Source organism: Burkholderia sp. SCN-KJ, assembly GCF_024656005.1.
GTDB lineage: Bacteria > Pseudomonadota > Gammaproteobacteria > Burkholderiales > Burkholderiaceae > Burkholderia.
This window is the reverse complement of the sequence record NZ_JANKOG010000002.1, coordinates 280809-302090: the sequence shown is the minus strand read 5'-3', so window position 1 is coordinate 302090 and position 21282 is coordinate 280809. Positions and strand designations below refer to the sequence as shown.

General features: G+C 65.6%; 21 protein-coding genes. 10 read left to right on the top strand and 11 right to left on the bottom strand.

Annotation, left to right across the window (positions count from 1 at the left end):
* The first annotated feature begins 100 nt into the window (after positions 1 to 100).
* Both NQV17_RS04735 and NQV17_RS04730 read left to right on the top strand, forming a co-directional pair.
* Entirely contained in the window at positions 101 to 1060 is a 960-nt protein-coding gene (locus NQV17_RS04735; protein ID WP_257769320.1) for a DMT family transporter, read from the top strand.
* 125 nt (positions 1061 to 1185) lie between these two features.
* Entirely contained in the window at positions 1186 to 1734 is a 549-nt protein-coding gene (locus NQV17_RS04730; protein ID WP_257769318.1) for a permease, read from the top strand.
* 92 nt (positions 1735 to 1826) lie between these two features.
* Here the strand turns inward: NQV17_RS04730 and NQV17_RS04725 are convergent, their stop codons facing one another.
* On the bottom strand, positions 1827 to 1961 hold the full coding sequence (locus tag NQV17_RS04725) for an entericidin A/B family lipoprotein (protein ID WP_006752948.1): 135 nt from the start codon (positions 1959 to 1961) through the stop codon (positions 1827 to 1829).
* 234 nt (positions 1962 to 2195) lie between these two features.
* On the opposite strand from NQV17_RS04725, the gene NQV17_RS04720 reads away from it, so the two are divergent.
* Positions 2196 to 3491 carry an aspartate carbamoyltransferase gene (locus tag NQV17_RS04720; protein ID WP_257769314.1) on the top strand — a complete coding sequence of 432 codons (1296 nt, stop codon included), beginning with the start codon at positions 2196 to 2198 and terminating at the stop codon, positions 3489 to 3491.
* A gap of 136 nt (positions 3492 to 3627) precedes the next feature.
* Here NQV17_RS04720 and NQV17_RS04715 read toward each other — a convergent pair whose 3' ends face one another.
* On the bottom strand, positions 3628 to 4047 hold the full coding sequence (locus NQV17_RS04715; RefSeq protein ID WP_257769312.1) for a type II toxin-antitoxin system VapC family toxin: 420 nt from the start codon (positions 4045 to 4047) through the stop codon (positions 3628 to 3630).
* On the bottom strand, positions 4044 to 4283 hold the full coding sequence (locus NQV17_RS04710) for an Arc family DNA-binding protein (protein ID WP_257769310.1): 240 nt from the start codon (positions 4281 to 4283) through the stop codon (positions 4044 to 4046). Before NQV17_RS04710 ends, NQV17_RS04715 begins: the two co-directional genes overlap by 4 nt.
* 322 nt (positions 4284 to 4605) lie before the next feature.
* On the opposite strand from NQV17_RS04710, the gene NQV17_RS04705 reads away from it, so the two are divergent.
* The 6 genes from NQV17_RS04705 to NQV17_RS04680 all read left to right on the top strand — a co-directional run bounded on the left by NQV17_RS04705 (position 4606) and on the right by NQV17_RS04680 (position 10004).
* Positions 4606 to 6849, top strand: coding sequence for a TonB-dependent siderophore receptor (locus tag NQV17_RS04705; protein WP_257769308.1), 2244 nt, complete (start codon positions 4606 to 4608; stop codon positions 6847 to 6849).
* A gap of 3 nt (positions 6850 to 6852) precedes the next feature.
* Positions 6853 to 7608: a tetratricopeptide repeat protein gene (locus NQV17_RS04700; RefSeq protein WP_257769306.1), complete on the top strand. Its 756-nt coding sequence runs from the start codon at positions 6853 to 6855 to the stop codon at positions 7606 to 7608.
* On the top strand, positions 7605 to 8288 hold the full coding sequence (locus tag NQV17_RS04695; protein WP_257769304.1) for a Fe2+-dependent dioxygenase: 684 nt from the start codon (positions 7605 to 7607) through the stop codon (positions 8286 to 8288). The genes NQV17_RS04700 and NQV17_RS04695 overlap by 4 nt, the downstream gene beginning before the upstream one ends.
* Positions 8289 to 8418: 130 nt before the next feature.
* On the top strand, positions 8419 to 8658 hold the full coding sequence (locus tag NQV17_RS04690; RefSeq protein ID WP_011659184.1) for a type II toxin-antitoxin system Phd/YefM family antitoxin: 240 nt from the start codon (positions 8419 to 8421) through the stop codon (positions 8656 to 8658).
* Positions 8655 to 9050 (top strand): type II toxin-antitoxin system VapC family toxin, encoded by a 396-nt coding sequence (locus tag NQV17_RS04685; RefSeq protein WP_044846647.1) that lies wholly within the window; start codon positions 8655 to 8657, stop codon positions 9048 to 9050. The genes NQV17_RS04690 and NQV17_RS04685 overlap by 4 nt, the downstream gene beginning before the upstream one ends.
* A 369-nt stretch (positions 9051 to 9419) precedes the next feature.
* Positions 9420 to 10004, top strand: coding sequence for an NTP transferase domain-containing protein (locus NQV17_RS04680; RefSeq protein WP_044846646.1), 585 nt, complete (start codon positions 9420 to 9422; stop codon positions 10002 to 10004).
* Positions 10005 to 10415: 411 nt separating this feature from the next.
* On the opposite strand, the gene panE is transcribed toward NQV17_RS04680, so the two are convergent.
* Positions 10416 to 11354: a 2-dehydropantoate 2-reductase gene (gene panE / locus NQV17_RS04675; protein ID WP_257769293.1), complete on the bottom strand. Its 939-nt coding sequence runs from the start codon at positions 11352 to 11354 to the stop codon at positions 10416 to 10418.
* 246 nt (positions 11355 to 11600) lie between these two features.
* Between panE and NQV17_RS04670 the strand changes: the two genes are divergently transcribed.
* Positions 11601 to 13154 carry a methyl-accepting chemotaxis protein gene (locus NQV17_RS04670; protein WP_257769292.1) on the top strand — a complete coding sequence of 518 codons (1554 nt, stop codon included), beginning with the start codon at positions 11601 to 11603 and terminating at the stop codon, positions 13152 to 13154.
* 120 nt (positions 13155 to 13274) lie between these two features.
* On the opposite strand, the gene NQV17_RS04665 is transcribed toward NQV17_RS04670, so the two are convergent.
* The 7 genes from NQV17_RS04665 to NQV17_RS04635 form a co-directional block, all read right to left on the bottom strand.
* The gene (locus NQV17_RS04665; protein WP_257769291.1) at positions 13275 to 13955 is read right to left on the bottom strand and encodes a response regulator transcription factor; all 681 of its coding nucleotides are present in this window, start codon (positions 13953 to 13955) and stop codon (positions 13275 to 13277) included.
* A 1001-nt stretch (positions 13956 to 14956) separates the two neighbouring features.
* Positions 14957 to 15790: a DUF1120 domain-containing protein gene (locus NQV17_RS04660; RefSeq protein WP_257769290.1), complete on the bottom strand. Its 834-nt coding sequence runs from the start codon at positions 15788 to 15790 to the stop codon at positions 14957 to 14959.
* Positions 15791 to 15823: 33 nt separating this feature from the next.
* Positions 15824 to 16351 (bottom strand): hypothetical protein, encoded by a 528-nt coding sequence (locus tag NQV17_RS04655; protein ID WP_257769288.1) that lies wholly within the window; start codon positions 16349 to 16351, stop codon positions 15824 to 15826.
* 71 nt (positions 16352 to 16422) lie between these two features.
* Complete coding sequence (locus tag NQV17_RS04650; RefSeq protein WP_257769286.1) at positions 16423 to 18924, bottom strand: fimbria/pilus outer membrane usher protein; 2502 nt, start codon at positions 18922 to 18924, stop codon at positions 16423 to 16425.
* A 78-nt stretch (positions 18925 to 19002) separates the two neighbouring features.
* Positions 19003 to 19713, bottom strand: a complete 711-nt coding sequence (locus NQV17_RS04645) for a fimbria/pilus chaperone family protein (RefSeq protein ID WP_257769282.1) — start codon at positions 19711 to 19713, stop codon at positions 19003 to 19005.
* A gap of 219 nt (positions 19714 to 19932) precedes the next feature.
* Positions 19933 to 20559, bottom strand: a complete 627-nt coding sequence (locus NQV17_RS04640) for a DUF1120 domain-containing protein (protein WP_257769281.1) — start codon at positions 20557 to 20559, stop codon at positions 19933 to 19935.
* Positions 20560 to 20620: 61 nt separating this feature from the next.
* A complete protein-coding gene (locus NQV17_RS04635) occupies positions 20621 to 21244 on the bottom strand; it encodes a DUF1120 domain-containing protein (protein ID WP_257769280.1) in 624 nt (207 codons plus the stop codon).
* Positions 21245 to 21282 lie beyond the last annotated feature (38 nt).

Below are 21282 nucleotides of genomic sequence, written 5' to 3'. Positions count from 1 at the left end.
GACACCGAGCGCAATACCCTTCCACTCACCCGCTCCGCTCGCCGGCGCCGCTGCAATTTCGTTCAAGACGCCCGCGCCGCCGCACGCGACCATGCGGCACATGAAAACACGACTGATCGGCTATCTCTATCTCGCCACCGCCATGGCGGGCGTCGGCAGCACCGTCATCGCGAGCCGCCTCGCGGCCGGAGGCCTGCCGCCGTTCGCCGCCACCGCGCTGCGCTTCCTTATCGCAACCCCGCTGCTGTTCGCACTGATGCGGGCGCAGCGGCTGCGATGGCCGCGGCTCTCCGCACGCGACGCCGTGCTGCTGGTCGTGCAGGCTGCGGCGGGCGGGGTCGGCTACACAGTGCTGCTGATCAGCGGCACGAAGCTGTCGTCGCCGGTCGATGCAGGCGTGATGCTCGGCACGCTGCCGGCGATGTCGACGCTGATCGCGGCGGTCGTGCTGCGCGAGCGGCAGACGCGGCGCGACTGGAGCGCGGCCGCGCTCGCCACCGCCGGCGTGCTGTTGGTCACGTTCGCGCCCGGCCAGGCCATGCCGTCGCTCCGGACGCTCGCCGGCGACGCGCTGGTGCTGGCCGCCGTCGCATGCGAGGCCGTGTTCATCCTGCTCAACCGGCGGCTGTCGGTACCGTTGCCGCCGCTCACGCTGTCGACGGCGATGTCGGGCCTCGGCTTCGTGCTCGCACTGGTGCCGGCCGCGTTCGAATGGCACGCGCTGGCGACGAACTGGAATATCGGCGCGGTGTCGGCGATCGTGTACTACGCGCTGGTGCCGACCGTGCTCGGCTATCTGTGCTGGTATGCGGGTTCGGCGCGCACGAGCGGCACCGAAGCCGCGCTGTTCACGGCGGTTGCGCCGGTCTCGGCCGTGCTGTTCGCGGTCACGCTGTTCGGCGAGCCCCTGGGCGGCACGCGGCTCCTCGGCATCGCGCTCGTCGTCGCGGGAATGCTGGTGGGCGCGACACGCCGGCGCGAGCCGCCGGCACGCGCAACGGACGCACGGTCGAGGTCGCCAGCGCGGCCGGCGGCATCCACGTCGACCGCTACCGATTGATCCGCGTGCGCGGCGACTGTAGGAATGTGTCCGGCCGCGGCAAAATCGTTGCGCACTGTCGCACAAGATGCAATATTCGCGTGGCCGGGCCATTCGACAACCACCGAACAATAATTCGCATCACCATGAACAAGAAGGAAGCCAAGACAAGAATCGCGGCGCTGCTGTCCGCGGGTGCGAGGAAAGCCGACGTGCTGGCCGAGCTGGCCGGACAGGGCCTCAAGGATCGCGTGCTCGCGCGCCTGATCGCGTCGCGCCCCGACCCCGGGCTGTGCAGGAAGAACAAGGTGCATACGCGGGTCCTGATCGGGCTCGGCATCGCGCAGTTGGTGATCAGCGTCGCACTCGCCTATCTCATCCTGGTGGACACACTCAGCGTCGGCGCCGCGGTGCTGTTCCTCGCACTGACGGTGCCGCTGTCGCTGCTGTTCATCTGGGGCTTCGCGACCCATCGCGTCGGCACATATCACGCGTTCATCATTCTGTCGCTGCTGCAGGTACCGAAGACCATCGCCGATCTCGGCCGCGATCCATCAGCCGCGCTGCCTACCCTCGGGGTGACCGTCATCCTGGTCGGCTACGTCTGGTTCGTCCGCAACCGGCTGTTCCCCGACTTCGGCTGGTTCACGCCGCGCAAGGTCGAGGGCCGTTACGCGTTCGTGGAAACCGCCTGATACCGCACACCACGCACCGTGAAAAAAAGGCGCCGCGCCGCCCCGCAATCGCGGGACGGCCCGGCGCCTTCTGCATTCCGGAACCCGGCGGCTTATTTGGCCTTCTCAGCCGTATCGCTGATTGCCTGGCCACCCTTCGAAATGTCCTGCCCCACGCCTGCAACGGTATTGCAACCGGCGAGCGCGGCGGTCACCACCAGCAGCACTGCAGCAATCGTACGCGTCATGCTCATTCTCCTTCGAGTCAACATGCCCGACCGGGCGAATCGTATGCGGCGTGGTGCCCTGCGGCGTGCAGGACACGGGGCCTGACCTGATTATACGGAGACGGCCGCCGTGCGCCAGTGCCGACCGCGCCGGCGTCCCGCGCACGACACGGCCGGGTCGCGCAGATTTTCCTTGACTTCGTCGGCGCGCGAATTAATATACGCACCGCGTATATTTCTCATCAGGTGCCGCCGATGACCGTTTCCCAGCAAGCCTTCCTGCGCGACGCGATGCGCCGCCTCAACATGACCCGCGAAGCGTTCGCGAACCGCATCGGTGTAAGCCGCCGCGCACTGGACACGTGGCTGTTGCCCGACGACTCGCAGGAATCGCGCGGGATGCCCGAGATCGTCGAACGCTTCGTGTCGGAAATCGTCGAGCGCTCGGCACCGGAAGGCGCGGACTATACGCAAAGCGTAGACAAACAGGGGCTCGCAAAGCAATTCCTGTTCGAAGGCAAGCCGCAGCTGATCTCGGTGGACCAGTTTTCGCGCGACTCGGTCGAGGCGCTGTTCCGCGTCGCCGACGTGATGCAGCCGATCGCGCGCCGCCACAAGATCTCGCGCGTGCTCGAAGGCGCGGTGCTCGGCAACCTGTTCTTCGAAGCCAGCACGCGCACGCGCGTGTCGTTCGGCGCGGCCTTCTGCCGGCTCGGCGGCTCGGTGTGCGACACGACCGGCTTCACGTTCTCGTCGATGGCCAAGGGCGAATCGATCTACGACACGAGCCGCGTGATGGCCGGCTACGTCGACGCACTCGTGATCCGCCACCCGGAGAAAGGCTCGGTTGCCGAATTCGCGCGCGCGACCAACCTGCCGGTAATCAACGGCGGCGACGGCCCGGGCGAGCACCCGAGCCAGGCACTCCTCGATCTCTATACGATCCAGCGCGAGTTCTCGCGGCTCGGCAAGATCGTCGACGGCGCGCATATCGCGCTCGTCGGCGACCTGAAATACGGCCGTACCGTGCATTCGCTCGTCAAGCTGCTCGCGCTGTACCGCGGGCTGAAGTTCACGCTCGTGTCGCCGCCGACGCTCGAAATGCCCGCGTACATCATCGACCAGATCGCGACGAACGGCCACGTGATCGAGCAGACGAACGACCTCGCGGCCGGGCTGCGCGGCGCGGACGTCGTCTATGCGACGCGGATCCAGAAGGAGCGCTTCACCGACGAGTCGTTCGAGGGCTATACGCCGGATTTCCAGATCAATCAGGCGCTCGTCGACTCCGTCTGCAAGCCCGACACGCTGATCATGCACCCGCTGCCGCGCGACAGCCGGCCCGGCGCGAACGACCTGTCGGTCGACTTGAACCGCGATCCGCGACTCGCGATCTTCCGGCAGACCGACAACGGCATTCCGGTGCGGATGGCGATCTTCGCGGTGCTGCTCGGCGTCGAGAATCTCGTCCAGCATTCGATGCGCGATGCGACGTGGCGCCCGCCTGCGTACCTCGGGCCGGAGGATGCGGTGTTTCACGGAATCGATTGACCCGCATCCAGTGTCGCGCGGCCGGACTCGAGATTGCTGAAGATCGAGCGCCGCGCCGAAGCAACGCACGACGCGCCGCCTTGGACGGCGCGTTTTCATTTTCGGCGTGGGTGATGTCGAGGCGACCGGCCGGAAGTTAGCGAACCCACGGATCGATCACGCGCAGGCCCGCTGCTTCGAACGGTGCAACGTCGCGCGTGGCCACGATCAACCCGTTGGCTGCGGCGGTTGCAGCGATGAAGCCATCGGCAGGCGCCATCGTGCGCCCCATGGCGCGCGCCTTCGCACGAAGGCTCGCATATGCGTCACTGGCCGCATCGTCGAACGGCAGAATCCGCCCGCGAAACAACGGCACGACGCGTTGCTCGATGTTTTGGTGCAGCCAGTCTCGCCTGCGCCCCTCCGGCAACGCGGCCACGCCGAATCGCATCTCGGCCAGACTGATCGCGGCAAGAAACAGCGTCTCGACGTTTTGCGCATCGAGCCATTCGATCACGGCCGCACTCGGTTCGCGTCGCAGCGGCTCGGAAATGACGCTGGTATCGACCAGAATCATTCGAAGCTCATCGGATCGGTTGGCGATTGATCGCGCTGAACCTCGAAATCGATGCCGCCAGCCTCTCGCCCGATCTCCGCGAGCAGCGTTCCCAGCTTGGGCCGTCCGCCGGGCCGAACGGCCTGCTCGAGGATATCGCGCACCTCGGCCTCGGTACTGCGGCCATGTTGTGCAGCACGGATTCGAAGCGCGCGATGCACCTCGTCGGGCAGGTTTCTAACAGTGATCACAGGCATGATGCGCCTCACTACATTTGCTTGCAATGCAGTCATATTATCACCTTGCTGTCATTTTGGACGAGTGAAGATCCGATCACTGTAAATCGCCCGACACGCCTTTCCCACTCGGCCATTCGGCCATCGCCGCGGCCCCCACGCGCTCGGCAGCCCTCCGCCACATTCGTCAACATTCTCCTCGTAAATGCGAACAAGAACGCTTCTCATTTAAAAAGAAATTACATAGAATGCCGCCTGAAAACAAATCGTAATAATTCCGGGCGGCATGCACATTTCCGTAGCGCGTCGTTCCCGGGGCCACACCGCGAGGTCGAAGCGCACCATGAAGTCCCGTCCCGACGAGCAGAAGCTCGGCAAATTCACCACCCTGTGCAGCGTGCTCGCCGCGAGCCCGGCATTCGCCGACGGCACGCCGCCACCCGCCCCGGTCAGCACCGAAGGCCATCTCGCGCCGATCGAGGTCCAGGGCAAGGCCGAGCACAGCTACAAGGCCGACTTTTCCGCATCCGCGAAATTCACCGCGCCGCTCGTCGACACGCCGAAGTCGGTGACCGTGATCCCGCAGGAACTGATCCGGAACAGCGGCGCGGCGACGCTGACCGAAGCGCTGCGCACCGTGCCCGGCATCACGTTCGGCGCCGGCGAAGGCGGCAACCCGCTCGGCGACCGCCCGTTCATCCGCGGCTACGACACGCAGGGCAGCATGTTCGTCGACGGGATGCGCGACACTGGCGCGACCACGCGCGAGATCTTCAACACGGAACGCGTCGAGATCACCAAGGGCTCCGACGGCGCGTACGGCGGCCGCGGCGGCGCGGGCGGCAGCATCAACCTGATCACGAAGGCGCCGCACCTCGGCACGACGGCCGCCGCGAGCGCGGGCCTCGGCACCGACCGCTACCGCCGCTTCACCGCCGACGGCAACTGGCAGTTCGCCGATCACGCGGCGTTCCGCCTGAACCTGATGAGCCACAACAACGACGTCGCCGGCCGCGACGCCGTCAACAACGAGCGCTGGGGCGTCGCGCCGTCGATCGCGTTCGGCCTCGGCACGCCGACACGCGTGACCGCGAGCTACTACCACCTGTCGACCGACGACATGCCCGACGGCGGCATCCCGTACTTCTACACGACGTCGAACAAGCCCGCGAACGTCGGCACGATCTATCCGGCGCCCGTCGACCGTCACAACTTCTACGGCCTGATCGACCGCGACTTCCGCAAGACCACGTCGGACATCAGCACGATCAAGATCGAGCACGACATCACGTCGAATCTGACGGTGCGCAACACCACGCGCTACACGGAATCGACGCAGGACTACATCTGGACGCAGCCCGACGACAGCCAGGGCAACGTGGTCAACGGCCGTGTCTGGCGCCGCAACAACAACCGCGACAGCTCGATCAACAGCCTCGCGAACCTGACCGAACTGTTCGGCGAATTCCGCACCGGCCCGTTCAAGCACAGCTTCACGACCGGCATCGAGCTGACGCGCGAATGGGGCAAGCGCGATTCGTACACGGTCGCGACCGACAAGGGCACCATCTGCCAGAAGGGTATCGGCGCGCCGTCCGGCTACAACTGCACGAGCCTGTGGTCGCCTGATCCGAACGATCCGTGGGCCGGCTCCGTCACGCGCAACAACGACTATGCGCATGCACGCACCACGACCAAGTCGATCTACGGCTTCGACACGATCGAGCTCACGCCGCGCTGGCAGGTGAACGCCGGCGTGCGCGTCGACGATTACTCGACCCGCTTCACCGACACCAAGGCCAACGGCAGCAAGACCTACACGCGCGACGACACGCTCTTCAACTGGCAGGCAGGCCTCGTGTTCAAGCCCGCGCAGAACGGCAGCATCTACGCGTCGTATGCGACGTCGTCGACGCCGGCCGGCATGCTGCTCGGCGAAGGCAGCGAAACGCAGTCGCTCACGCCGGGCCGCGGCGGCGTCGGCCCGAACGCCGATCAGATGGCCCCCGAGAAGAACCGCAGCATCGAGCTCGGCACGAAGTGGAACGTGCTGAACGACAAGCTGTCGCTGACCGCCGCGCTGTTCCAGATCGACACGACGAATGCGCGCGTGACGCTGCCGAACAACCAGTACGCGATGGTCGGCAACAAGCGCGTGCAGGGTCTCGAACTCGGCGTCGCCGGGCAGATCACGAAGCAGTGGCAGGTGTTCGGCGGCTATACGTACATGAAGAGCGAGCTGCGCGACAACGGCAAGGATGCAGCGAACGACGGCAACCGCTTCCCGAATACGCCGAAGCACAGCCTGACGATGTGGTCGAACTACGACGTAACGCCGAAGTTCACGGTCGGCGGCGGCGCGTTCTACATGTCGGAAGTGTTCGGCGATCCCGCGAACCTGCGTGCGGTGCCGTCGTACTGGCGCTTCGACGCGATGGCGCAATACCGGATCAACAAGAAGCTCGACCTGCAGCTGAACGTGAACAACCTGTTCAACCGCACGTACTTCGATCAGGCGTATCCGGCACACTACGCGTCGATCGCGCCGGGCCGCTCGGCGTTCGTCACGCTGAACGCGCGCTACTGATCGATGGAAACCGTCTCGCTGAAGGCGCTCGCGTCGGTGTCGCCGCGCGCGTTCGCCGACATCCTGGCCGGGCCGCCCGAGCGCGCCGCCGCGTGGGTCGCGGCGGCCGCCGATAACGGGATCGTCGACGCGCAGGCCGTCTACGGCCAGTACCTGCTCGACGGGCACGGCGTCGCGCGCGATCCGGCCGCCGCATGCGGCTGGTTCCGGCACGCGGCGCGGGCCGGTCACCCGATGGCGATGAACATGCTCGGCCGCTGTTACGAGTTCGGCTGGGGGACGGCCGCATGCGCGCCGGTGGCCGTCTACTGGTACCGGCTCGCCGCGCAGGCCGGGCTCGACTGGGGCATGTACAACTACGCGACGGCGCTCGCGCTCGGCAACGGCATCGACGCGGATCGCGCCGCCGCGCTCGACTGGTTTCGCCGCGCGGCCGCGCTCGGCCATGCGAAATCGATCAACCTGATCGGCGGCTTCTACGAGGACGGCTGGGTCGTGACCGCCGATGCCGACGCCGCGTTCGACCACTATCGCCGCGCCGCCGAGGCCGGCGATTTTCGCGGCCAGTTCAACTATGCGCGGCTGCTCGCCGAGCGCGGGCGCGTCGACGAAGCCCTCGTCTGGCTCGCGCGCGTGCCGGCCACCGCTACCCCCGCGTTCGTCGCGAAGATGCGCGCATTTCTCGCGTCGTCGCCGCTCGATGCGTTGCGCGCGGCGGCGCTGCAGTTGCCGTCTCAAGGCACGGAATCCGAATCATGATGCTTCATGTCCCCGGCGTGCTGACCAAGGCGCAGGTCGCGCAATGCCGCGAGATGCTCGATGCCGCCGACTGGGTCGACGGCAACGCGACATCCGGCGCGCAGTCGGCGCTCGCGAAACGCAACCGGCAGTTGCCGGAAGGCTCGCCGGTCGCGCGCGCGGCGGGCGATGCGATCCAGGATGCGCTGGCCCGGCATGCGCTGTTCTTTTCGGCGGCGCTGCCGCTGAAGGTGTTTCCGCCGCTGTTCAATCGCTATGAAGGCGGCGAGACGTTCGGCACGCATGTCGACAACGCGATCCGGCTGCTGCGCGGCACGGATTTTCGTGTGCGCAGCGATCTGTCGGCGACGTTGTTTCTCGAGGAACCGGACGCGTACGACGGCGGCGAGCTGTGCGTCGAAGATACGTACGGCGTGCATCGCGCGAAGCTGCCGGCCGGCGATCTCGTGCTGTATCCGGCGTCGAGCCTGCATCACGTCACGCCGGTCACGCGCGGCGAGCGCGTCGCGTCGTTCTTCTGGATCCAGAGCATGGTGCGCGACGATGGCGACCGCACGCTGCTGTTTCAGCTCGATACGCAGATTCAGGCGCTTTCCGCGGAAAAAGGCGCGACGGAGCCGATGGTCATTTCACTGACCGGGATTTATCACAACCTGTTGAGGAAGTGGGCGGATGCGTAGGGTGGCAACCCGCCCAGCGCCGCCCCGCCTGTCAGAGCCGCCCCACCCGGCCAGGAAGGCCGACTACGCTACTTGCACCACTTCATCCCGACAACTAAAATGACCATCGTCAAATGACCATGCTCATATCATGATGCCTCACGCTCCCGTATCGAAATCCGAATTCAAGGCTCGCGCACTCGAATACTTCCGGCTCGTCGAGGCGTCGGGCGAAAGTCTGATCGTCACCGACCACGGCAAGCCAACGCTCGAAATCCGGCCGTATCACGCACGCGAGGCTCAGCCGTTGGACATATTGCGCGGCTCGGTCATGCGCTACGACAATCCTCTCGATCCGATTGCGGAAGATGACTGGGAGGCGTCGCGGTGATCGTGCTGGATACGCATGCATTGGTGTGGTGGGTGGCGGGTGATCCGTCGCTCAGCAAGAAAGCGCGAAGCGCGATCGATCGCGCGCGCGGCGAGGGCGCACTCGCTGCGTCCGCGATCTCCGCATGGGAAATCGCGATGCTGGTGCGCAACGAGCGCCTCGCATTGACGATGGACGTCGATGCGTGGCTCGCGACGGTCGCGCAAATCGACGGCATGCGCTTCGTGCCGGTCGACGCCGACATCGCCGCGAGGTCCACCGCGCTGCCCGGCACTTTTCACAAGGATCCAGCCGACCGCATGATCGTCGCGACTGCGCGCCGGCTCGGTGCGCCGCTCGTCACCCGTGACGAAAAGATCCGTGCATACGCGCACGTCAAGACACTTTGGTGACGGTCATGGGCACGTCGGCCGAATCGCAACACCGACACATCCGCACGCCACTCGACAGACGAATCGTCTGACGGAACCGATGACGGCGATCACGCGAAGCCGTCCATGACCGATCGACGCTTTACCTCGCACCCACTTCACGTATTACCCGTCGGGTTAGCGGCATTAGCCGTTCAGCGACCGCGATTGAACCGTGATGTAACGAGAATCGCACTCCTTAAACGGCCCCGTCGAGGAAACCATGCTCGACGAACGCGCCCGCCGACATTCTTTCCGACGACAACGCCCCCGCGTCGGTAACATCCGCACTTGCCGATCCCCGCCCGCTCCCGCACAATCGGGCCACCTGCCTTCCCTCCTCCCGCGCCGATGTCCTATGCGTCACTCGCCACCGGCGTCCTGCTCGCCGGCGGTCTCGGTCAACGCTTCGACCCAAGCGGTCTGCACAGCAAGCTGCTCGCGCGGCTTCCCGACGGCACGCCGGTTGCGGTCGCCGCCGCCCGTCGTCTGGCGGCGGCCACGGCCGAGGTGATCGCCGTCGTGCGTCCCGGCGCCGAAAAACTCGCGATTTTGCTGAACGACGCCGGCTGCCAGGTCGTCTATGCCCCCGACGCGATGCGCGGCATGGGCGCGAGCCTGGCAGCCGGCGTTCGCACCTCGCCGGACGCGCCCGGCTGGCTGGTCGCGCTCGGCGACATGCCGTGGATTGCGGCGTCCACCTACGAAGCGGTCACACGCGCGCTCGACGCCGACGATGCATCGATCGTCGCCCCCGTGCACCGCGGCGTGCGCGGCCATCCGGTCGGCTTTGCCGCGCACCACTACGAGGCGCTCGCCGCGCTGGACGGCGATACGGGCGCCCGCGCGCTGTTCGCCAGCGCGCCGGTGAACCTGCTCGAGGTCGACGATCCCGGCATCCTGCGCGACGTCGATACGCCCGCCGATCTGCGCTGACCTCGGCGCGCGCCGGGCGCACCACGCATCGTGGCGCTGTCCGCGCGTGATCCGGCGCGATACCTGCAGCGGCTCGCCTGTCGCCGGCAATCCGCATGCCGCCGCGAGAATCCCCCGGCAAACACCCGCCCGATTGCCTATAACGGAGACGAGACGCGCCCGCCGCGCCACCGCCGTCACGCCTTGCGCGAGTTCCCCATGGACCACACGACCCCGATGCCCGAGCCCCCGGCCGACCCGAACCGCGATCCGGAAGACGATCCGCTGTCACCGCCGCCACCGGGGCATCCTCACGACAATCCGCAGCAACCCAACGGACCGCCGAGCAAGGATCCTGTCTAGCGGCATCCGCCCGCGCCATCGGACCTGCTCCGGCACTCGTCCTGACAAACGACACGGCCGCTGCCGCGGCTACGCCGCCGCGCCTTCCCGCGCCACGCGCACCTCGTACGTCTTGAGGTGGTTGTACGCGATCCGCAGCAGCGACAGCGCATCCGCCGCCTGCGGGTCGCGGCGCGCGAGCAGGTCGCCGATCACGTGATCGGCTTCGACCCGCGCGCGATTTTCGACGTCGCGCAGCATCGACGCGGTCAGCGGCGACGGCGTCAGCACCATCCGCTGCATCCGCTCGACCGCGGCGGGATCGGGCCGGTAACCGTTGTGCGCGGCGATCGCGCTGCATTCGTCGAGCATCGTCTCGAGCAGGCGGCGGCCGTCCGGCGCGGCCAGGATGTCGCCGATCGAACCGCGAAACAGCGACGTGCTCGCCGCGAGCGTCGCGAGGAACACCCACTTGTCCCACATCCGCGCGGCGATGTCGTCGCTGAGCGTCGCATCGAAGCCCGCGCCGCCGAGCACGTCGGCCACCGCGCGCACGCGTGCCGATTCGCCGCCGGCGAGTTCGCCGAACGACAGCCCTGCCGTGTCGTTCAGGTGCACGACCCGCTGTTCGCGATCGAGCGTCGCCGCGATCACGCACAGGCCGCCGAGCACCTGCGCGGCACCGAACCGTTCGCGCAGCACGTCGAGATGGCGCATCCCGTTGAGCATCGGCAGGATCAGCGTCGACGGCCCGACGAATGGCGCGAACGATGCAATCGCATCGTCGAGGCTGTAGGCCTTGCAGCTCAGCAGCACCAGGTCGAACGGCCCGGCCGTGTCGCTCGCGCGCACCGTCTGCACGTTCGCGAGCGTCAGGTCGCCGCGCGGGCTGCGGATCAGGAGCCCGTCGCGCGCGAGCGCGGCCGCGCGGCCGTCGCGCACCAGGAACGTCACGTCGCGCCCCGCCGCCGCGAGCCGGCCGCCGAAGTATCCGCCGACCGCGCCGGCCCCCACCACCAGAATTCGCATCGTTGCCTCCTTTCAGGTTCGTTCGCCGCCGTGCGCCCGACCGTCGGGGCACGGCGCGCCATCGCCCGACAGTATAGCGACGCAGAATATGTATATGCATAGATGCCCGCACTGCGCTCGCCGGTATCGGGCCGCTGCCGTTTCTAAGGGATTTCCCGCCTACGGCAACGTTCGTTGCATGCCGTCAACGAGTTATCCCGTCACGCCGTTCCGGCGCGCCTGTTCGACCGACCGACCTCACTACCCATGCGCACCCTTTCCCTGAATCAGAAACTCGCCTCGATGATCGTCATTCTGTGGCTCGGCCTGCTCGTGATCGCCGGCATCGGCGCGTGGCAGACGCGCGCGTCGATGATCACGGACCGCCGCGATCAGCTCGCGTCGCTGGTCGCGCAGGCGGCGAACGTCGCCGACCACTACTACAAGCTGTCGCAACAGAATGCATTGCCGGAGGCCGACGCGAAGCAGAAGGCGCTCGAGGCGATCGCCGCGATGCGCTACGGCACCGACGGCTACATCTCGATCAACGATTCGAAGCCGGTGATCGTGATGCATCCGATCAAGACCGAGCTCAACGGCAAGGACGTGTCGAATTTCGCGGACCCGAGCGGCAAGCACCTGTTCGTCGAGATCGTGAAGGCCGGCAACATGGAAGGCGGCAAGGGTTTCGTCGAGTATCTGTGGCCGAAGCCGGGTGCCGACAAGCCGCAGGACAAGACCAGTGCGGTGCAGCGCTTCGCGCCGTGGGACTGGTATCTCGTGACGGGCATGTACATGGACGACGTGCGGTCGGCCGTGCTCGCGAGCGTCGGCCGCTGGCTTGCGATGACGGCCGTGCTCGGCGCGATCGCGACCGCCGTGATGGTGCTCGTGCTGAAAAGCGTGCGCGCGAACCTCGGCGGCGAACTCGAAGTGGCGCTCGACGCCGCGCAGCGCATCGCGCAGGGCGACCTGACCGCGCGCGTGAACGTCAAGCATGACGACCGCGGCAGCCTGCTGCATGCGCTGCACACGATGCAGAGCGGACTGATCGACATGGTGTCGCGCGTGCGGATGGGCACGGAGAACATCAACGTCGGCGCGAGCGAGATCGCGTCGGGCAACACCGACCTGTCGCAGCGCACCGAGGAACAGGCGGCCGCGCTCGTGCAGACTGCGTCGAGCATGGATCAGATGACCGCGAACGTGAAGCAGAACGCGGACAGCGCCGCGCAAGCCGCCACGCTCGCCGGCCAGGCCGCGCAGGTCGCGACGCGTGGCAGCAAGGTGGTCGACGATGTCGTGCGCACGATGAACGAGATCACCGACCGCTCGCACAAGATCGGCGACATCATCGGCGTGATCGACGGGATCGCGTTCCAGACCAACATCCTCGCGCTGAACGCAGCCGTCGAAGCGGCGCGCGCGGGCGAACAGGGCCGCGGCTTCGCGGTGGTCGCGGCCGAGGTGCGCTCGCTCGCGCAACGCTCGGCCACGGCCGCGAAGGAGATCAAGTCACTGATCGAATCATCGAACGAAACCGTCGGGCACGGCGCGACACTCGTCACGCACGCGGGCGAAACGATGGCCGAGATCGTGCAGTCGGTGCGGCGCGTGAACGAGATCCTCGACGAGATCAGCCATGCATCGCGCGAGCAGAGCGCGGGGATCGAGCAGGTCAACCGTGCAGTGGGCGAGATGGATCAGGTCACGCAGCAAAACGCGGCACTCGTCGAGGAAGCCGCGGCGGCCGCGCATTCGCTGCGCGACCAGGCCGAAGCGCTGCGCGACGCCGTTACGCGGTTCGCGTTGCCGGCTTGACGTCGCCTCATCCGTCGGAATCCCATAGGATTCCGACGGATTCCGCCTGACGGGCGGCGACGCGCGGTGCCTGCCCCCTGCCCCCTGCCCGCTCCTGCCTGACCCTCGCCCCTTCCACGCCTACCCCGCCGCACCGCACGGCCGGCTCACGGCCTTGACGGCACCGATCCCCATCCCGGCCGCCCGCTGGACCAGCTCGATGTCGTTGGTCACGCCGAGTTTCTTCATCGCGCTGATCTTCTGCGCACTGACCGTCTGCTTGCCCTTGTTCAACCGCTGCGCGATCGTCTTGATCGGCACGCCAGCGAGATAGAGGCGAATCACCTCGATCTCGCGCGTCGACAGTTTCACCGGCAGTTGGTCGTGTTCGGCGAGCGCATCGAGCGCGCGCCGGACGAGCGGCGACAGGTAGCGCCCGCCACTGTAACTCGAATGGATCGCGGTGACGATGTGGCCGACGTCATCGAACTTGCTGACGAGGCTCGCGCCGCCTTGCGCGAGGATCGAGCGGAAGATCACCGGATTCTCGTTCCCGACCAGCGCCACGATCCCGACGTTCGGGCGCATGCGGCACAGCCAGTCGAATAGCGCGAGGCCGTCCATCTGCGTGTCGCCACGGATCGCATAGTCGACCAGCACGATGTCGCAGTCGAGACTGCCGAGCGCCTCGACCAGTTCGCCCGGAGTCCGGGCGACGCCGACGAGATCGATCGCGCACCCGTCGCCGGCAATGTGTTCCATGCCCGCGAGCGTCAGCGGCCAGTCGTACGCGAAAACGGTGCGAATACTGAATTTCCCCATGCGCAGTTCCAGAAGGTTCACCGGGCCGCGCGACACGGAATGCGTGCGCGGCCGGATCGGCGTTGAATGACGTTCGGGATATATTTATCCCAACCGTCATTCTAGGAAGCGGCGCGCGGCCGGGATATCGGACGGCGTATAGAGCAGCCCTCAGGAACCTAATACGAGTTTGATTTTTTGCGCCGGCTCCACTTCGACTTTCCAGGAACTTCCGCCAATCGCTCTGCATCTGCTGGCGAGTGCAAGCCATCCCTGCGCGCTCGGCGACCGCCGACATGCAGCCCCCGGATTCATTCAGGGAAGGAAGAAGGAATGAGTGTTTTTACATGCAGACCGCGCTCCGTTAATGATTTTGATCGGAGATTCGCGTTTTGGAGCTCGAGCGGGCCGTTACCGTTTTAGGAGAAAATTGCCACGAAATTAACGTTTTCGGACGCCCGTGAAAGGATTTCCACCATGTAGGTCGGTTTCAAGGCTCATCGCCGAGGATGACGATGGCCGGCCCGCGTATCTCGGCGGCCTCTGTTCGGAGGAAACCGCGCGCAAGGAAATTCACCGCCTGAGCGTCGAGACGGGCATGTACAGCAACGTCTGAGAGATCAGCAGCACCAACACCGAAGAGGCAACCTAGAATCTGCGCAACCTGCGCAGACCTCGCCCGACCATCGGCGTTTCATTCGTCGCCCTCCGGATTCCGTACCGTCCGGCCATCGGCGTCAAGCTGATTGCGACGCCTTGGACGGATACCATCCTGTTCGGCGAACAGCCTATCGACAATCCGTATTTGGAGCTGATCCCGGCGAACGCCCAATGATGCTGCAAATGCCCAACCACGGTCTTCAACTCAGCCAACGCTCGCCCTGTCGCGCCCGACGCGCTCCCGGCCGTAGGCACGAAGGCGGTGCCGCGCCGGGAGGCAGAGCGCCAGCGGGATGCGCGACAAGGCGTGCCCCCCGGACTGCTCCGGGACCGGACGACGCCACGGGCCCTGGTGCGGGGTGTCACAGGTAGACCAGTTCCATGGTGGCGGAGCCGTCGATGGCGATTTCCTGGTTCAGGTCGAGGTCTTTGGCGGGGGCTATGGTGATAAAGAACTCCAGCCTGCTGCTGATGTTCTGGAACGCCTGCGGCAAGGTTTGGCCAGGCTTGGCCCACGATACAAGCTCGAACGGGCCGATCCAATGGGACCATGTAGTACCGCTAACAAACCAGCCAGATCCATAGCCCGTATCCATCAATTGGACCAGCTCGGCGCCATCACCAATGCGGTGACTCGTCAGGAAGTAGTACTTGCCGACGTTCTTGCCGCCAGATGCACCCAACCCGAACTCGTCGTCAGAAAGCGCCGTGCCTGTGCGATTGTCAAGTGCCCGGAAGGCAACCTTGGTGGGCGCCTGGCAGCGGATGTCCATTGAGATCTGATGCTGCTTGAAGAAGGTTATCTTGTCTTCCGTCAGATCCTTGGGCGAGAGCGTGCCCATATCGATGGTGCCGCCATTGCCCAGCGTCAGGCTGCATGCGCCGGGCTGGATGCGGCCGCTGACGCTCAGGTCGACAGCCGACGCCATGGCCGGGCCCGACAACGTGCAGGCCAGCACGGAAAGAACACACCACTGATTCAATTCCATTTGAATACCCCTTCTCTCTCGTTCAAATCGGATTGACCTTCGAATCGTGACCGCGCGCTGCGCCGGCGATCCGAAGAGCCGGAAAATTAGATGAGCTGCGCCAAGCGCGGTGGCCTCCGAAAATACATTGGCCACCGCGCCAGCAAGTCTGCCGACCCTGTGCCTGTTGAAACCACTCGGAAGCGTCTGTTTTGCAGCGAGAAGCATCTATATTTCCGGCGAGAAAATCTGGCACACCACTCAGAACGGGATCAGTTCCAGGAAGTGGCTGCTGGACCAATCGGATTCGCTGTTGACGCCCTCGATCGAGGCACCGGGAATCACGGGATCCAGTTCCAGTTGCAAGGCCAGCCGGCTGCCCGTCGCCGGCACGCCTTGCTCCAGCACGACGGCGCCCTTGTTCGGATGCAAGCCGACTTTGCCGGCCTGCTCCGAGGGATGTTGGCCGGCATGTTCCACACTCCCCAACGCAACGGTCCTGCCATCCAGATTCGCGTCGCCGACCATCACGAAAAGAACGCCCTGTGGGCCAAACCGGAACGCGCTCTCATTTAGAGCTTCGCCACGGAGGAAAATCGCCATGCGCACCGGGTCCTTGCAGACGACGCTCACGGAAACCAGGCGTTTTCCCAACGAGTGTCCCTGGGCCGATGCGGGTTGCGCCAGGATGGTCCGTCGGTACTGAACACCGTAGTCCAGCTGCGCAGGCGCCGTATGCACCTGGCAATTGTCCGCCGCCATCGCAGCGTTGCTCATCATCAAGCCCATGCACATGGTCCGCGCGTACCGGCAGACAAACTTCGATTGTCGCGACATATCGTCTCTCAAGGCCAGCGGTCTCATTGGAATGTGCAACGGGCATCGGCGCTTTCGAACAGGGTGCCGGGACTTGGCCGCTCGGGCAGCACATACTTCAACAGGCACTGCCTGCCGTCCGGCAATGCCACCGTCAACCCATCGGTCCCGGCGCCATTGTTGAGGAACACCTGCCCCTGCTCGAGCACCGTGCCGACATACTGCTGGCGGCCGTCGAGCACATAGGCGCCGGAGGGGAGCAGATTGCCCTCGGAGTCGCGCGCGTTGAGCAGCGCCCGGCGCACGCGGGTGAGTTCGAAGTCGATCCGGTTCACCGACCCGCGCCCGGGATCGACCTGGTGGAATCCGTTGCCGATGTCGACGTTGCGCGGCAGAGTGGTGGTCATCACCTCCACACGATTGCTGCTGTACGGGGAAAGCCGGGGCACCACGGCACGTCCCCAAAGGTCGGTCCATACCGGCCCCTGAGGGGTGTTGATCTTCACATTCGAGACGCCCGACGCCGACACGATGCCGAACGTGTCCTGCACCGGATAGGGCGAAAGCGTCACCCCGTTGGCGTGCACCACCACCCCGCCCGAAGCGCCGCCATAGTACGAGCGGGCGCGCTTGCCGGTATCGGAAAACCCCAGGTTGACTTGCGCGATGCGCGACGTCGCGGCCGCTTGCCCCGACACGGCATTGCTCCCGTCGCGCGTGTTGCGCTCCGCGTTCAGCGAGTAATTCAGGCGATCGCTAATCCGCTCGTTGTAGTTGGCCCCGAAGCGCGTATAGCCGCTCGTGTTGCTGGCATAGGTGCGGACGCTGCGCTTGCCGAACGGGATGCTCAGCGACACGTAATAGGTGTTGTCTGGCCTGTCATAGGCTCTGCTGCCGTAATACCGGGTTTCCCGGCGCGGGCTGAGGTCGCGCTCCACGTTCAGCGACACGGTGCCGAAGGCGAAGCTCTTGCCCCAGGAAAAGTTCAGCCGCTGGGTACGCTCCCCGTTCTGCTGGTTGGAGAAGGCGTAGCCGAACGTCAAACCGCCCAATTTGGAATCGGACCAGGCCACGGCCGCGGTATGCCGGCTCCGGAAGCGCGATGCAGCGAACCCGGGCTGGCCGACATCCACGGTGAAATCGTCCAGCGTGCGATAGCCGTTGCTCTGGTACGCACTGCTGAAACTCATGCTCAGGTTCTCGTGCAGGCCGCCGAAAATGCCCGAGACCTCGACCTGCGTGCCCGACTTCCTGGCCTGCAGCGAGGCGCGCTGTTGCAGCTTGACGCTGCTCGACGATGACACGCGCATATCCACGCCCCAGCTGGCGGCCTGGTATCCGGGAGCGAACAACGCGGCGGCGCCAACGTTGTTTCGCCGCCCCAGCGCCCAGCTACCGCTCGCGCTCGCCACCCACGGACTACGGGCCTTGTTGCCGTCGAGATTGCGGCTCTTGCCGATCGCGAAAGCATAGCCCGGCCGCTGTCCGAGAGTCCCCGCACTGATCGACGCGGCAGGCACGACAAAGCTTCGCCGCGCGCCATCGGATTCGATGACGGTCACCTCCAGGTCGCTGCTGTTGTTGAGCAACGGCAGGTCGGTAAGCGCGAACGGGCCGACTGGTACGACGGTGGTATAGATCAACCCGCCCGCCTGGCGCACCTCGACGCGCGCCTGCGATTGCGCCACGCCCTCGACCATGACGACGTTGCGCTCCTGCTTGCTCAACGCGGCATCTGGAAAAATCTGGATGCCGGTCAGTGGCGCGCCGGTGAGCACCGAATTGGCGATATTGATCTGCCCACCCTGCACCGTGGCACCCAGCCGCAGCCAGGTTCGCTGGCCGTAGGCATAGAGGTGTCGGCTTTGAAACCCTGAGTGATCCTGGCTTTGCGAGTAGGCACGGCTGCGCAGGATCCAGTCGCCTGCGTTCACGCCGAGTTCGGAATTGAGCGACAGGAAGTTCGAGCCCGGCATGCCGCTCGCTTCGCTGCGCATGGCCATCAGCTCGTAGTTGAGCAGCGCCGCATTGCCACCCCGGCTGTAGCCGGAGAAGTCCGCCACCGCCTGACGCAACGCCGCGGTCGGCACGAGCAGCCGCACTTCTTCCCGCCCAGGCTTGAGCGTCACGTCCGTGCCGGGGAAGGCCCGCGCGAAGTCGTAGCAGGTGTCGGGGCCGACATCGCCGTCCACCGCGTACTTCGCGTCGGGCACGACCAGGCCGGCCGCCCCAAGGAAGGTTTTGTCGAAGCACGGCGCGCCGTCTTCGTTGAACCGCGTATTGATCCGCCCGCGCCGAATGTCGTTGACGTACACAACAACGCGGCTGCGGCCAGGCCGATAACGCGGCGCGGCGCGAAAATAGTCGGCGATCTGCGGATCCAGCCCGCGCTGCTGCAAGATGCTCGTGTCGAAGGCCGCATCGGCAGCGACCGAATCAACCGTGGTTTGGGCGGTGGTCGTTTGCGCGGCAGGCGCTGCGTCAGGCGGCGTAGCCGCCTGCGCATGCGCCCGTGGCGGATAGGCACCGGCCAGCAGCATCAACATGCGACGCGGCCGTCCCGCTGCAGTACACGCCCGATTCGCGGTGGCGCCGTTTTCGGCGCGACGTACGGTCGGACCGCATTACTGTTGCGTCGCGGCGTTGACGAGCGGCGCGTCGTAGGTATCAACCTCGTAGCCGTAGATCGTCGCGGGCGACAGCTTGACGCCGGTTGTCCGTGCCCCCGCCCCCGGCGGCAACGAGACCTCCACGGTGCTTTCGGGAAGCACATACGTCTTACCCAGATCCACGGCGGTCTTGTCCGGCAGAAGTTGCACACCCTGCCCCAAACGCACTACATACGGGCTATCGTTGCGCACGCGCAGCTTGCCGTCGGCCACCGACCACTGCAGCAGCGTCCATGGAGACGCGTGCTTCGCGAGCGTGGCGGGATGCACGATCAGTGGCAGGTTCTGGCGGACCGTCATGCTGATGCGCGCCTTGCCGTCGGGGCCTTTGGGCGGGATGCCCTCGAACGTCACGCGCTTGAGCCGCTGCACCCGCAGCGGCGCCGGGCTTTGCAGCAGGAAACGCACCAACTGGGTATCCTGGCCTTCTACCCGGCTCACCGGCGGCACCGCCACGACCAGCAGTTCCTGGTCGTCCGGCGTGTTCTGTATGGTCGTATGCAGCAACAGCGGAATCGACTCCGTGTTCTTCACGTTCATGGTGACTTCGCCGTCCGCCTCGTTCAGGATCACCACGGACGATTCAGGCAGGACACCCGAGGCCGCCGCAATGGTCGGCATGCTCAGGAAGATCGGCAGTCCGCCTGTCAGAACGGCTTTAGCCAATGCGCGTCGGCACGACGCCACAGATCGGACATGGGATGCTGACCATGACGGGAAACGCGTGAAACAGCCAAACATGATTAGGTATCCAATGCAAATTAATTTAAAGGACGCGAATGCCCGATGCGCCCCGGAGGGCGAGGAAATTCGAGGGGCGGCGGGATTGATCGCCACGTCGGCGAGGTTGCCGACGCCAGGTGCGATATTCGCGACGAGTGGGTGCTACAGGTAAATCAGCTCCATCGTGGCGGAGCCGTCGATGGAGACTTGCTGGCTCAGGTCGAGGTCTTTGGTGGGGGCGATCATGATCACGACCTCCAAAGTGCTGCTGATGTTCTGGAATGCCTGCGGCAAGCTCTGGCCACGCTCGGCCCATGAGGAAAGCCAGGTCGGACTGAGCCACGCAGTACCGCCAACCACCTCCCAGCCACCGGCGCCCCCCTTGCCCACCAAGTGGACGAGGGGGTTGCCATCGCCAATGCGGTCCACAGGCACGAGGTAGTACCCGCCGACGTTCTTGCCGCCAGATGCACTCAAGCCGAACGCGTTGCCGTAAATCGGCGTTCCTGCGCGATTGTCGAGTGCCCGGAAGGCAACCGTGGTGGGCGCCTGGCACTGGATGCCCAGTGAGATCCGCTGCGTTTTTAAGAAACTAACACTGTCTTCCCGCAGATCCTTGCGCGAAATCGTGCCCAGATCGACGGTGCCGCCATTGCCCAGCGCAAGGCTGCAGGCGCCGGGCTGGATGCGTCCGCTGACACTGAGGTCGGTGCCGGCCAGCGCATGTCCGGAGCACAGCAGCACGGCGCTGGCGAGCAGCGACGAAACCAGCGGGTGTTTGCGGTGCATGATGCGATCTCTCGGGTTAAAAGTGTGGGGAGAAGGGGCCGGCGCACTGGCCTGCCACCGCTTACAGGTAGACCAGCTCCACCGTGGCGGAGCCGTCGATGGCAATTTCCTGGCTCACGTCGAGGTTGCTCGCAGGGGCTATGTATATTTCGAAGCCCAGCCTGCTACTGATGTTCTGGAACGCCTGCGGCAAGTTATAGCCAGGCTTGGACCACGAGGAAGTCATGGACGGACTGACCTTCCATGTGTACATCTCACCGCCAGCCGCGTTCCAGGAACCGTTCCCCCATCGCACCAGGTGGGAGAGCGCTGTGCCGTCGCCAATGCGGTCCTTCGGCAGGAGGTGGTACCTGCCGACTTTCTTGCCACCAGATGCGCCCAAGCCGAACCCGAATCCTTGGAACTCGGTTCCTGCACGATTGTCGAGTACCCGGAAAGCAACCTTGGTGGGCGCCTGGCACTGGATGCTCAGTGAGATCTCATGCTTGTCGAAGGTGGTTTGCAGATCCTTGGGCGAAATCGTGCCCATATCGACGGTGCCACCGTTGCCCAGCGCCAAGCTGCAGGCACTGCCTGCCCCTATCTGGCCGCTGACGCTCAGGTCAGTGCCCGCCAGCGCATGGCCAGCGCACAGCAGCAAGGCGCTGGCGAGCAGCGACGGAGCAAGCAGGTGTTTGCGGTGCATGGTGCGATCTCTCGGGTTGGAAGTGTGCGCGCGAGAAG

Coding starts and splice junctions, on each gene's coding strand:
- NQV17_RS04735 (WP_257769320.1), top strand. CDS start 101: ATGAAAACACGACTGATCGGCTATCTCTATCTCGCCACCGCCATGGCG.
- NQV17_RS04730 (WP_257769318.1), top strand. CDS start 1,186: ATGAACAAGAAGGAAGCCAAGACAAGAATCGCGGCGCTGCTGTCCGCG.
- NQV17_RS04725 (WP_006752948.1), bottom strand. CDS start 1,961: ATGACGCGTACGATTGCTGCAGTGCTGCTGGTGGTGACCGCCGCGCTC.
- NQV17_RS04720 (WP_257769314.1), top strand. CDS start 2,196: ATGACCGTTTCCCAGCAAGCCTTCCTGCGCGACGCGATGCGCCGCCTC.
- NQV17_RS04715 (WP_257769312.1), bottom strand. CDS start 4,047: ATGATTCTGGTCGATACCAGCGTCATTTCCGAGCCGCTGCGACGCGAA.
- NQV17_RS04710 (WP_257769310.1), bottom strand. CDS start 4,283: ATGCCTGTGATCACTGTTAGAAACCTGCCCGACGAGGTGCATCGCGCG.
- NQV17_RS04705 (WP_257769308.1), top strand. CDS start 4,606: ATGAAGTCCCGTCCCGACGAGCAGAAGCTCGGCAAATTCACCACCCTG.
- NQV17_RS04700 (WP_257769306.1), top strand. CDS start 6,853: ATGGAAACCGTCTCGCTGAAGGCGCTCGCGTCGGTGTCGCCGCGCGCG.
- NQV17_RS04695 (WP_257769304.1), top strand. CDS start 7,605: ATGATGCTTCATGTCCCCGGCGTGCTGACCAAGGCGCAGGTCGCGCAA.
- NQV17_RS04690 (WP_011659184.1), top strand. CDS start 8,419: ATGATGCCTCACGCTCCCGTATCGAAATCCGAATTCAAGGCTCGCGCA.
- NQV17_RS04680 (WP_044846646.1), top strand. CDS start 9,420: ATGTCCTATGCGTCACTCGCCACCGGCGTCCTGCTCGCCGGCGGTCTC.
- panE (WP_257769293.1), bottom strand. CDS start 11,354: ATGCGAATTCTGGTGGTGGGGGCCGGCGCGGTCGGCGGATACTTCGGC.
- NQV17_RS04670 (WP_257769292.1), top strand. CDS start 11,601: ATGCGCACCCTTTCCCTGAATCAGAAACTCGCCTCGATGATCGTCATT.
- NQV17_RS04665 (WP_257769291.1), bottom strand. CDS start 13,955: ATGGGGAAATTCAGTATTCGCACCGTTTTCGCGTACGACTGGCCGCTG.
- NQV17_RS04660 (WP_257769290.1), bottom strand. CDS start 15,790: ATGCTTCTCGCTGCAAAACAGACGCTTCCGAGTGGTTTCAACAGGCAC.
- NQV17_RS04655 (WP_257769288.1), bottom strand. CDS start 16,351: ATGGGCTTGATGATGAGCAACGCTGCGATGGCGGCGGACAATTGCCAG.
- NQV17_RS04650 (WP_257769286.1), bottom strand. CDS start 18,924: ATGTTGATGCTGCTGGCCGGTGCCTATCCGCCACGGGCGCATGCGCAG.
- NQV17_RS04640 (WP_257769281.1), bottom strand. CDS start 20,559: ATGCACCGCAAACACCCGCTGGTTTCGTCGCTGCTCGCCAGCGCCGTG.
- NQV17_RS04635 (WP_257769280.1), bottom strand. CDS start 21,244: ATGCACCGCAAACACCTGCTTGCTCCGTCGCTGCTCGCCAGCGCCTTG.